Annotated in this window: 7 protein-coding genes and 1 tRNA gene; all 8 read left to right on the top strand. The window is 36.0% G+C overall.

The genetic code is table 11. From position 1 onward, the window contains the following. Positions 1-249: 249 nt before the first annotated feature. Entirely contained in the window at positions 250-1,560 is a 1,311-nt protein-coding gene (clpX, locus tag DNK84_RS12940) for an ATP-dependent Clp protease ATP-binding subunit ClpX (protein WP_119344892.1), read from the top strand. A gap of 28 nt (positions 1,561-1,588) precedes the next feature. Continuing rightward, positions 1,589-3,970 carry an endopeptidase La gene (gene lon, locus DNK84_RS12935; RefSeq protein WP_119344893.1) on the top strand — a complete coding sequence of 794 codons (2,382 nt, stop codon included), beginning with the start codon at positions 1,589-1,591 and terminating at the stop codon, positions 3,968-3,970. Positions 3,971-4,048: 78 nt separating this feature from the next. Beyond that, positions 4,049-4,351: an HU family DNA-binding protein gene (locus DNK84_RS12930; protein WP_162902465.1), complete on the top strand. Its 303-nt coding sequence runs from the start codon at positions 4,049-4,051 to the stop codon at positions 4,349-4,351. 17 nt (positions 4,352-4,368) lie between these two features. Then, positions 4,369-4,444, top strand: a tRNA-Val gene (locus tag DNK84_RS12925). Between the two features lie 140 nt (positions 4,445-4,584). Further along, positions 4,585-6,312, top strand: coding sequence for a SurA N-terminal domain-containing protein (locus tag DNK84_RS12920; RefSeq protein ID WP_119344890.1), 1,728 nt, complete (start codon positions 4,585-4,587; stop codon positions 6,310-6,312). After that, positions 6,305-7,237, top strand: coding sequence for a tRNA (adenosine(37)-N6)-dimethylallyltransferase MiaA (miaA, locus tag DNK84_RS12915; protein ID WP_119344889.1), 933 nt, complete (start codon positions 6,305-6,307; stop codon positions 7,235-7,237). Before DNK84_RS12920 ends, miaA begins: the two co-directional genes overlap by 8 nt. A 733-nt stretch (positions 7,238-7,970) precedes the next feature. Then, positions 7,971-10,415, top strand: coding sequence for a hypothetical protein (locus DNK84_RS12910; protein WP_162902464.1), 2,445 nt, complete (start codon positions 7,971-7,973; stop codon positions 10,413-10,415). Between the two features lie 121 nt (positions 10,416-10,536). Further along, on the top strand, positions 10,537-13,250 hold a 2,714-nt coding region (locus DNK84_RS12905), incomplete at its 3' end, for a hypothetical protein (RefSeq protein WP_208123333.1).

Here is a 13,250-nt window from a genome sequence, read left to right as displayed (position 1 = left end):
AAATTGGTTCACAGAACCTAAATTATTTCTTAATTTAAGTAAATATGTGGTTTTGCCAAATTAAAATGGCATAAAATTTACCGTAATTTATAAATAGAAAATGCTTTTAGTATCATTTATAAAAATCACTTTAATATAGTGAATGATGGTTAAAGTTATAAAAGTCGCTTGAAAAACAAATATTTGCTCTTATCTATTATGGGTTTGAAAAAATATAAAAAATGATAAAAGTTGAAGAGGTTTCTGAATATGCCAAGAAAAAGAAGAGGCGATGGTGATGGATTTAATGGGCAGGTATTGTACTGTTCATTTTGCGGAAAGTCTCAACATGAAGTACATAAGTTAATTGCAGGACCTTCTGTCTATATTTGTAATGAGTGTGTTGAGCTATGCGATGGAATCATAGAGCAAGAAACAGAGAAAACGGGACACTTTGTAACAAGTGAAGATAAAGAAAGGGAAAAAAAGCTGCTTAAGCCTGCTGAAATCAAAAAACATTTAGATGAGTATATCATCGGGCAAGAAAAACCCAAGCGCGTTTTATCAGTGGCGGTTTATAATCACTATAAGCGCATTTTTAAGGGCAAGCTGAAAGACTCAGATGATGTAATGCTATCAAAAAGTAACATTTTGTTATTAGGTCCAACAGGGTCAGGGAAAACATTGTTAGCGCAAACATTAGCAAGAATGCTTGATGTGCCTTTTGCCATGGCTGATGCAACAACGCTAACTGAGGCAGGTTACGTTGGTGAGGACGTTGAAAATGTTATTCAAAAACTTTTGCAAAGTGCTGACTATGACGTTAGAAAGGCTGAGCGAGGGATTATTTACATTGATGAGATTGACAAAATTGCACGTAAGTCTGAAAACCCATCAATTACGCGAGATGTATCTGGTGAAGGTGTTCAGCAGGCATTGTTGAAACTTATTGAAGGCACAGTTGCTTCTGTTCCACCGAAAGGAGGACGTAAGCATCCACAGCAAGATCTTGAACAGGTAGATACGACAAATATTCTGTTTATTTGTGGTGGCGCTTTTGCTGGGATTGAAAAAGTCATTCAACAGCGCACAGAAAAATCAGGTATCGGTTTTGGCGCTGAAGTTTTTAGTGTTGGTGATCATGCAGCATATGAACGCTTGATGCAACAAGTAGAGCCGGAAGATTTGGTTAAATTTGGTCTGATTCCTGAGCTAATTGGCCGTTTACCCGTGGTGGGCGTCTTGGAGGAGCTGGATGAAGAGGCATTAGTTCGAATCTTAACAGAGCCTAAGAATGCATTAGTTAAACAGTATACACGTTTGTTTGAAATTGAAGATGTGCATGTAGAGTTTACTGAAGATGCAATTAAGGCAGCTGCACATAAAGCAATTAAGCGCAAGACAGGTGCGCGTGGATTACGCTCTATCCTTGAAAATGCGCTTTTAGACATTATGTTTGAAGCGCCATCAATTGAAAATATTGAAAAGGTCGTAATCGATCATCATGTAATCAATGGTAAAGAACAGGCACTGGTTGTTTTAAAAGATCAAGCACAATATAGACTAGCATCCAATGAGTAACAAAAATATACAAAAAGCTGAAAAAACTATGCAAACACATTTAAATGAAACAACTGACGTTCATGAGCTTGTGCCAGTTGTCCCACTTCGTGATATTGTTGTTTACCCTTACATGGCAGTCCCCCTGTTTGTCGGGCGTGAAAAGTCTATTGCTGCTATTAGTGAGGCACATGCAACAAAGCAGAAGCTATTGCTGGTGACACAGAAATCTGATGAGGTTGATGACCCAAACGCAAAAGACTTATATGAAGTTGGCACATATGCCAAGATACTTCAGATGATGAAATTACCCGATGGCACATTTAAAGTCCTTGTAGAGGGCATTCAGCGCGCTAAGGTAAATCAATACATTGAAGATATGCCGTTTATTGCAGCAAGTCTGGAATTGTTAGAAAGCGAGCATGATATGAAACCTGTAGATGAAAAAGGTTTTGTTAAAGCGCTTTTATCAAGTTTTAAAACATTAGCGGATATGGGTGGTCAGATTTCAAAAGAAGTAATGTCTTCTATTATGTCTGATACAAATCTAGCACGTTTGATTGATACAGTAGCAGCACAAATTCAGTCATCTGTTGAGAAGAAACAGAAAATTCTATCGATTGAAAATTTAAAAGAGCGTGCTTCATTTTTATTGCAGATCTTAATGGCAGAAAGTGATGTACTAGAGCTTGAAAGAAATATTAAAGAGCGCGTTAAATCACAGGTGGAGAAGAACCAGCGTGAATATTATTTAAATGAGCAAATTAAAGCAATATATAAAGAATTAGGTGATATTGATGAATCACAAGAGCTGGATGTTCTAAAGGAGAAAGTTGACCAGGCAAAGATGTCAAAAGAGGCAACAGAAAAAGCCTATACGGAGCTTAAAAAATTAAAAGCAATGCCGGCATCTTCAGCTGAAGCAAATGTGTCACGGACATATGTTGAAACGCTGGTGAGCTTGCCTTGGTCTAAAAAAACACGTGTTAAAAAGGACTTGTTGAAAGCACAGCAAATCTTAGATGCTGATCACTATGGCCTAGAGAAAGTCAAAGAGCGAATACTTGAGTATTTAGCTGTCCAGCAGCGAATGAAGAAAATTAAAGGGCCTATTTTATGTTTGGTTGGACCGCCTGGTGTTGGTAAAACATCACTTGGACAATCAATTGCAAGAGCAACAGGACGTAAATATGTTCGTATGGCCTTAGGGGGTGTTAAAGATGAGGCTGAAATACGTGGACATCGTCGTACCTACATTGGCGCTTTACCTGGACAGATCATGCAAAAGATAGCCAAGACAAAGGTGAATAATCCACTTTTTTTACTGGATGAAGTTGACAAAATGTCAGCTGATTTTCGTGGTGATCCGTCCTCTGCAATGTTAGAGGTGTTAGACCCTGAGCAAAATAATACCTTTAATGACCATTATCTGGAAGTCGATTATGACTTATCTGATGTGATGTTTGTGGCAACGGCAAACACATTGAATATTCCAGATGCCTTGCGTGATCGAATGGAGATCATCTATTTATCTGGCTATACCGAAGATGAAAAATTAAATATTGCTGAGCAATACTTACTGCCAAAAGCCGTCAAAGAAAACGGATTAAAACCAAATGAAATCACTGTTGACCAAAGTGTTATCTTAGATATTATTCGCTATTATACGCGTGAAGCAGGGGTTCGACGGCTTCAACAGGAGTTAAATAAAATTTGTCGAAAAGTTGCTAAAAAAATGCTATTGCAAAAAGACAAAAAAGAAAAGACACGTCAAAAAACATCAGCTATTCATGTTACCTCTAAGAACATAAATGATTATCTTGGTGTAAGACGATATGATTTTGGTTTGGCACAAGAAGCCCATAAAGTAGGCCAGGTTACAGGTCTTGCCTGGACCGAAGTCGGTGGTGATTTATTAACGATTGAAGCCGTTTGTATTCCAGGTAAAGGTAAGCTTAAAACTACTGGAAAGCTTGGTGATGTGATGCAAGAATCTATTCATGCGGCGTTAACGGTTGTTCGCACTAAAGCAAAAGATTTTAAAGTCAGTGAAGATTTTTACGACTCCCGTGACTTTCACATACATGTACCAGAGGGCGCTACACCAAAAGACGGGCCAAGTGCAGGTATTGCCATGTGTACAGCAATGATTTCTGCTTTAACAGGTGTCCCTGTATGTAAAGATGTTGCAATGACAGGTGAAATTACGCTTCGAGGTGATGTTTTATCGATTGGTGGGCTAAAAGAGAAATTATTAGCCGCATTAAGAGGTGGAATTTCAACGGTGCTGATTCCAAAAGATAATCAAAAAGACTTACAGGATATTCCGCAAAACGTTAAAGATGGCTTAAAGATTATTCCAGTGAAAAACATCGATGAGGTGCTAAAAGCTGCGCTTTATACGAAAAAAACGAAAAAAAGTGTAAATTAGTACTTAATCGAGTTGACGCTGCCGTTAACCCTTGATATAACTAGGCTATCTGACTGAGTCCAGCTTAGTATCAGGCAAGTGAATAAACGAACGAAAGAGGGTAATCCTGTGAATAAGAATGAATTAATCAGTGCAATTGCAAAAGAAGCAGATGTTACAAAGGAAGTCGCACATCGTACTTTGGATGCAACGATTGACGCAATTTCCGGTGCATTAAAAAAAGGTGATTCAGTGACTTTGGTTGGTTTTGGTTCTTTCCAAGTTCGCCAAAGAGCAGAACGTGATGGTCGTAATCCAAAGACAGGCGAGAAGATGAAAATCAAGGCGTCTAAGTCTCCAGCATTTAAAGCAGGAAAACTGTTGAAAGATGCGGTTAACTAATATATAGTAACAGGCCTGGGTGCTTAGCTCAGCTGGGAGAGCATCGCCCTTACAAGGCGAGGGTCGGGGGTTCGAACCCCTCAGCACCCACCAAAATTTAAAAGGCATGCTAAGGCATGCCTTTTTTGTTGGTGATAGCCATGGCGTTTCGTTGCTGTAAAATTAACGTGAAACAGCATGCAATCACGGTATAATAGTGAAAATTTTTAACACATCAAGGTGATAGAAGGTTTATGCTGCAGTCGATTAATGACAAATTTAAAGGGTGGATCACTTGGATTATTATTATTGCAGTAAGTGCAGTTTTTGTATTTACAGGTATTAGCTATTTTTTTGTTTCAAGTGGTGTTTCACCACAGGCTGTTGCAAAAGTAGGTGATCAGCAGATTTCTCAACAAACCTATCAGCAAATGTTGCAGCAAAATACACAAAAAGATGGCCTTTCTGAAAAAGAAATTCAAAAGCAGACGCTGACTGAGCTGGTGGATCGTGCACTTCTTCAGCAAGATGCAAAGTCATCAGGTATTGCAATTACACAACAAATGCTTTCAGCGGCTATATTTAAGATTCCTGCTTTTGAAGAAAATGGACAATATTCAGAAAAACGCTTTGCACAAATTGCGAAATACTATGGTGGTGTTGGCGCAATTAAATCAATGATTGCAAGCAACCTTTTAGCAGCAAGTATGATTAATCCTATTGTACAAAGCCAGTTTGTGCTGCCTGGTGAAAAAAGCATGTTATCTGCGCTTGTAGCACAAAAGCGTACGATTCATTATGATGTATTTGATGCGCATAAATATGAAGATAAGATCAAGGTAACTGATCAGCAATTAAAATCCTACTATAGTGCACATAAAGCATCTTATGCAGTGCCAGAGAAAGTAACCGTTTCTTATGTGAAACTGTCTGTTAAAGATTTTGTCAGCTTGGCAGCTTTACCACAAGAACAGATTAAAGCATATTATGCGCAAAATAACAGTGTACTCATGACCCCTGAAAAGCGTTCTGGTGAAGTGGTGACATTTAAGAAAGATGCTAAAGATAAGGATAAAATTGTTCAGGCATTAAAGGCTAAAGAGACCTTAACAAAAGTACAACGCCAACAAGTTACCGTTAAACCATTACCGGCAATTTCGCAATCACAAGCGCATGATTTTGCTGAGTTTGCCTTGTTTAATTTAACAAAACAGGCGCCGGTTAGAGAGGTTTCAGAAAATGAATATGTTGTATTAAAAGAAATTATGCCACCTCAGCCTATGAGCTTTGAGCAAGCGACACCTGTTATTGAAAAAATACTAAAAAACCGTGCAGCAATGGCACAATTTAATTCAGTATTAACAAGCATTAACAGCAATAGCTTTAAAGAGGTTGTCAAACAAAATGCACTTAAAGTGTTAACATCAAAACCATTCTATCAAGGTCAGGATTCAAATGGCATTGAAGGTGATGATAAGCTACAACAGGCAGTTTTTGTACATAATAAATCAGAAGGTTTTATTTCTGAAAGCCAAACTTCGGGACTTATTTTTAAAGTGGATCAACGCACTGCTAAACATGTACCAGATTTTGATTCAGTAAAAGATAAAGTAAAAAAAGATTATATTATGACACAAGCCAAAGAAGCTGCTTTAAAAGCAGCACAAGACTGGCAAAAAACAAATAAAAAAGAAAAGCAATCACAGCCAAAAGAAAGCAAAACAGTTTCACGAGATGATTTAGATGGCTTACCTGCTCAAATGAGTGATGCTATTTTTAAAGCAGGATTGAATCACTATGAGATTTTTAAGCAGGGTGACAAAGTATGGGTATTTGCAGTAAATAAAGTTATCCCAGGCAAGCAGATGTTACCTGATGATATCATTGAAAATTTTTACTCAACCCTTGAAAGCAATGACTATGTGGCAGCTTTGCATCAACAAGTGCCAGTTGAAATCAACCATAAATTGATCAATGGCTAGTTCCCTCATCTTTGCCTTAGCTGGTGCAACAGCTTCTGGCAAAACCAATCTTTCTATTGTATTAGCAAAGCAGTTGAATGCTGAGATTATCAGTGTGGATTCAGCGCTTATTTATAAAAAAATGGATATTGGTACGGCCAAACCAACCCTTGAAGAAATGCAAGGGATTAAACATCACTTAATTGATATTGTAGAGCCGTGGCAAAATTATTCTGTTAATCATTTTTTAAAAGAGAGTAAAGCGTGTATACAAGAGATTCAACAAAAGGGTAAAAATGTACTACTTGTCGGTGGCACAATGATGTATTTCAAGGCATTAGTGGAAGGGATTTCAAATTTGCCTGAAGCTGATGATGCGCTTCGTCAAGAAATACAGCAATTGCCCTTAGAAACTCTTTATGACTTTTTACAAACAAATGATTCCCTTACAGCGCAACAGCTTAACCCAAATGATCGACAAAGAATTCAACGTGCTTATGAGGTGATAAAGCTCACTGGAAGACCTTACTCTCAAGTATTAAAAGCGCATCCTAAAGAAGGAGGGTTAGGTGATAATCTAAAGCTTTGTGCTTTGGTTCCAAGTAAGCGTAATGCTTTGCATGATAATATTGAAAAACGTTTTCTACAGATGCTGGAAAATGGGTTTTTAGCAGAAGTAAAAGCATTGAAAGATAACCCAAAAATATCCTGCCAGATGCCTTCAATGAGAAGTGTTGGGTATCGTCAGGCCTGGCAATACCTTGATGGTGAATATGATTATGATACTTTTGTGGCTAAAGGAATTGCGGCTACACGTCAGCTTGCTAAGCGCCAATTAACCTGGATTCGCAATTGGCCATATGCGATTAAAATCATTGATGCAAACCTTGAAGATAAGATAAAACTTAAAGCGATCCAGCATTATTTTCTTTCCTTTGTAAGGTAAAAATAAAAAATTTTGTTTTTGTTTGATTTATTTGGCCGTCTTAGAAGGACTTGAGTCTACTGCGAGTGGGTTCTTAGAGGGCGAAATCATAGCAATATGGTTCTGCTACTCAACTTTTAGCTTATTTGTGCATTTGCAGCATGATTGATCTTGGTTATGGTGGGGTATGTCTTTGTCCAGAAAACTTAAGGCTAGCCATGTGATATAGCACTATCGAGACCAGTTTTATCAATTAATTTTACTAATAGTAAATAGGTTGGAATATACCAATTTAATAACTATATATTGACGATTAATTGACTACTAGTATAACTTAAGCTACATAGGCATGATTTTTTATTAATTTATATGGCTAAATTTAAATGTGAGGGAGGTATGAGTATATTTGAATGGGGTTGATTTAATATCAAACATATGAGAATTACTGTTTTAAGATGGAATTTAAAAACTGTGAAGATCAATTGTATTTATGAATTAAACAATCTATATATGGTTTGTGTGAAAAGTACTACCTTATACCTATCGTAAATTATTTTATGGGTTTTTATGTCATAAAAAGCATGATGATTTTGGTGTATTAAATCTTACTAATAGAGTCCCTATTACCTGCAATTTAATACACCAAAAGTGCATGGATTCCAAAGCCAGAGAGTCTGCAGAATGATTTACGATGGGTATGTGGGTGTGGTTGTGCGTGATATACGTTAAAGCAAGAAAAAATGGGAGGATCTTTATGCAGACTGTTCAGAAAATTTTAGTCATTATAATATGTACTTTTATAGTCTCTAGCGTTTTTGGGGGTACAACCATGGATATTAGTGGTAAAGTATTCCGCATAGGCAGCAAGCCAAGGTTAGGTAGTATGCCAAGGTTATGTAGTATGCCAAGGTCATGTAGTATGCCAAGTTCAGAGAGGGGTAAAAATAAAATAATTGATGAATCGATAGAGAAACCAGAGAAGTTTTGTCAAGCTGCTTTTGATGAGAGTCAACAAAATGGTGAACTTAAATTCAAGGGAGTCAGCCTAACTTTGTTTAAGCTAGAAGGATATTTGAATAGTTTAGATGATATTGTAATTAAATATGAACCATATAGTTTGGTTGGTGATGCATTAAGTGCTGATCAGCCCTACTACCATTTTGGCAATTGGAGGTTTGATCTTCCTTATTTGATAACACAAAATAATCAAAAATATATTGTTTTTAACACTAAAAAAAGCAGATATGATGAGCGGGTGAGTCATTTATATAATCATGACGATGCGCACTATGGAGAATCTAATGTTGCTTTTTTTCAAGATGGTACTCTACAAAGCCGTTCAAGAGGGGGCTATATTGAAAAATACGGTTATAAGCAGCTTTTTGGAAAAGCTGCTTTAAGTACAATAGAGGTTGTAGATGCAGTAAACAATATAACAGTTAACCGTTTTATATTTGACTACATTACCGACAAAAACCAGGTGGTTATAAGTTCAAATCAACCTAATAATACGATTGTTTTAACATTTGATAAAAATTATAGCAACCTCGTTCGTACGATTGATAATACAACGGGTATAGCAGTAGATTATTCATATGAAATGAAAAAGTTGGGTGATAAACTTTCTATTGTACTAAAACAGCAAAGCAATATTGGTTTTACGAATGAATATGAGTTGACTACATTTGAATTTAATAACAACAATTATCCATATATACAAAAGATCACTAAAAGTATTCCTGGGGTTTCATCGTTAGCAAGTGTATTTAAGAGCGCTTTTTCTTTCAAATATCTTGAGCATACGAATACTTGCGTCTTTAAAAAAAAGGATGAAAATAGTGTTGATCTAGAGCATATTAAACTTATTGAAAATATAGTTTCATCGTCTTCGCATAACCTAGTGTTAAACAGTATTAAAAGCGAATATTTATATAGTGCTTCTGAAAATCAGAAAAACGTTATGAAATTTTCTATCAAATGTGATAGCAAATTTAGCGGAGGTTGCCAATATGCAAGCTATAATGACGATGTGAGTGCCTATGGTAGGAATAATCCAGGTTTACCTGATTTACAACTCACTACCGATGGAGGAGGCGTCAGAATCTCAATGTATGCAGATGGTAATCATTTTACTAAGCAAGTCAACAATTTAGGCATAACTAGCTGTATGCTCTCAAGTATCCCTGGGTTTAATTGGATAAATTTTACAACCCATAGTTCAGATGAACTAGAAGTACATGAAAGGAGTACCAATGCTAATAATTCTGGTGTTGTATTGAAATATAGCACTTCAGATGCACAACCGGTATTTGTTAGAAAAACTCAAGAGTATCGTAGAGATCTGGCGTTGGAAGAAAAATCAAAAATACTAGTAAAGTCATTGCAAAGTGAGTTAACAATGGCAAAACAATTCAGGGGAATAGATACTTCTGAATTTAAACACTCAAGTGCATTTTTTGAGTGGACTGATAAGCATAGAGATGCAATTCTTATACCAGTTGTTGCGGAGTTTTTGGTGCGAGGTGTAATGAGTTTAACTGGAAGAAAAATTGGGGATGGGGCTAATTTAGGCTTATCTATTTTACGGCATCTTATTGCCATGCGCGCAATATGGCATGAAATAGATAACACAGGTTTATCGTTAAAGACATTGATGTTAGTGATTGCTAAATCTGCTTTTTTTGCTGATGCATTTGATTTTTTCAGTGAAGATCAGCGTTTCTATATAGCACTTGTGCTATCAATGACTGAAAATACTTTATGGAGGCTATCTTCTGATAACCCTGCAGTATCTCATCAAACAAGTTCACAAAAAATCCTTGGTGGCTTAGGCATTGGTGCTACAGGGGTTATAATGGATCGAAAAATTTGTAGACCTTTTCTTGCGTCCAGGTTTATGGTGCAATATCAAAATGATATAGATTACATTTACTCCAGACTTGATAACACTAGCGCTGCTATAACATGTTATGGCTTAAGGGGGGTAATGCAGGGAATGTGGTTAGATCTCATAGATCATTATTATAATGGATTTGACCGGCCAATTAATCTTGAAAGCTATTTTGCTTATGGTGTATTGTCGGCAGGGATTTTTACACCATATCGTATTTCACCCTATTTTGGAGATAACATGTTAACTCAGGTGTTTTTACCTGTAGCACCTAATAGTTTAGAGATGTTGGCTGTTTATTTTATGTGAGGTTGTATGTTTATTATAGGAGTTTTAACTTCTGAGACACTGATAAGGAAAAAACAAAAACTTCAGGTTCTCGCTGCTCGTAGCGTAACTAGTCTATGGTATTATTTTTAAGAGGTGAGATATGAATAAGTGTTTTAATTTAAGTGTTATGTCGTCAATTTTTTTATTATCGCTAATACAAGGAGCTGAAAACCAAAAACTTAGGCTTGCAGATAATGTATTAACCAATTTTGAACAAAGTGTAGATACTAAAAAGAACGCAATACTACAGATATCAGAGAGAGCTTTATTACTTTTTTTTGTAAAAGAAAAACAATTCTATTTTATTGTCCTTGTGAACAATAATGGACAGTTAAGCTTGGATAGACATCTTTATCGATATGAAAATAATGAGTATTTCCAAATAAAAGTAGCTGATGATGTGTACCAAAGGTTAGCCAATTTTGTTACAAACAACATCAATGGTTTAGGAGATCTAGAAAATAATCAAGAGATTAGTCTTCAACTCTCTGGCTTGTTTGAGAAGAGTGATCTGGCTAATTCAACAAAAACCGCAGCAATCACCTACCATTTTATAGGAAAGAATAAATTAATGTGTGAAGATAGCATCTATATGGATGGAACTAAATTTGAACGTTTTGTGCTTGTGAATAAGCAAAAACGACTCATAGAAAAAGCTATCTATGTGATGGATGAAGATACTATTACCGTAGAAAAAGAACAGTATAACATTGTTCCAAGTGAGTTTGATTTACCTGTTGGTAGTGAGTTAAAAGCCGGTGAATCATGGCAAACAGACAGATTAAAACTTGTCATGCAACATGATGGCAATTTAGTTTTATATGATTTATTACAAAATGCCTTGTGGTCAAGTCACACAAAAGACTCAACAGCAATAAAAGCCATAGTCCAGCACAATGGCCTGGTGCTCTATGATGCCTCCCTAAAAGCCATTTGGTCAAGTGGTACTACGAGTCCGGATAAAGCTAATATACTCAAATTACAGAAAGATCGAAATTTGGTTTTATATTCTGACGATAGTAAGTCAGTTTGGTCTACTCATACGCATACTAAGTATGATGATAAAGTCAAAGAGGCTATAACAAAAGCTGACTTAGATGGAACTAAAAAAACTTATGTTTATGACAAAGAATTGAGAATTTTGGTAGATGATAAAAATAATAAATATAGTTGGGAGAATAACAAAGTTGTTAGAATAGAAGATAGCAGGGGGTATATAAAGGAATATAGTTATAATGAAGCGGATGGTCTCCTAAAGTCCATCATTTATAAAGATAATTCGCAAAAAGCCAGATTAGAGGAGACTTTTTACTATAAAGATACTGCAGGAAAACCAGACTTATACATGAGAGAAATTCACTATATAGATGATAACAGTAGATATGTTGTTGAAACGACAGAAAATACGACAAATAATTTCATCTATCAGATCAAGGAATTAAAGCCGTCTTTCAGAAACATTGCTGAGTTAAATTACAAATCAAATGAAATAGGTTTAGTCACGAGCTTAAGCCTAACAGATCTTGTCAATAATAAATTTTATGACACTACCTATCATTATGATGAGCAAAATCAATTACATAATATTGGCGTGCCTGGTCAAGTTAACTATAATTTATCCTACAAGAATAATAAGGCAGCAACGGTTACCTTTGACAATGGGAATAACAAACAAATTTATCAAATTAACTATATGGGTGATAAAATCTATGTCGTTGAAAAACAAGATAACCATCACACTAAGCTACATTACTTCTACGATTTAAGTGGCGCTATAGTTGGATATAAATGCTACAGTAATGATTCAAGTGTTTGTCCTAGTATTGGGGAAGCGGGGTTTCTTAAAGAGGAATTTGTATTAAAGAATGCCTCGGCAAAGGTGATTATTGATATAAAGAAATCGTTTGACGGTTATTATCAATTCACGAAATATAATTACAGCCAAAAAAACAATCAATTAATGTCTGAGAAAAATACACGTTTGCTTGGGTTTGGGGGAAAAGATAAAACAAGCGAAACAACATACTCCACAAAAGATATATTTTATAACGATGCAGGAAAATTGATATATGATGGGAAAACCAAAATAATCTATGATCGAATGGGCTCCACTTTACAGGTGAGCTCAGATGGAAAGCTGTCTATTCACACGGCATCTTCTGTGGTTGATGTTCATACAAATAAGATAAATAATCACTTTTTTGATAATTTAACGGGTTTAGTTGCCTCTTTTGAAGGTAAAGAGCATCGTCAGTTCTACATGCTTGATTTGACAGGAAATGCAATGCAAATTCAGGAAGCAAAAACTTTTAAAGACGGCGTTAAGGACTTTTTTGGTGGCATATGGAATTTTGCAAGGGACGTTAACCCATATGCGCTTTATTTAAACCTTGCTGGTTATGACTCTCCAGTACCGGCTTATGGAGATGAATCATATCAGCAACGCATGACAGGATATGGTTATGGTATTTATAGTGCATCTCCTTTTGCTTTTTTTACAGGAGATTATCACTTTTTTAGTATAAAGTATGGGCTCATGAATAGCTTACAAATGATGCCTGTTGTCGGCTCTTTAGCTCAAGCTGCATACTATCGTTATTATAATGCCCCATCAATGGCATATTATTATTTAGGAACAGCTTCGGCAGATTTATCCTTGCTTTTGCTTCCTCCGATGATTGACTATATGGCTGGGAAGGTCGCTAAAGGTATTTTGACTTCTAAATCTAAACTTAATGAATTAAGCACAAAGGCCGGAACATATGTCAAGGGAGATATTAGGTTAGTTGAAGGAAAAATTGAAGGTCATGGAAT

Source organism: Facilibium subflavum, from assembly GCF_003574485.1.
GTDB classification, from domain to species: Bacteria; Pseudomonadota; Gammaproteobacteria; order Francisellales; family Francisellaceae; genus Facilibium; species Facilibium subflavum.
This window is presented reverse-complemented; position numbering and strand designations above follow the sequence as displayed.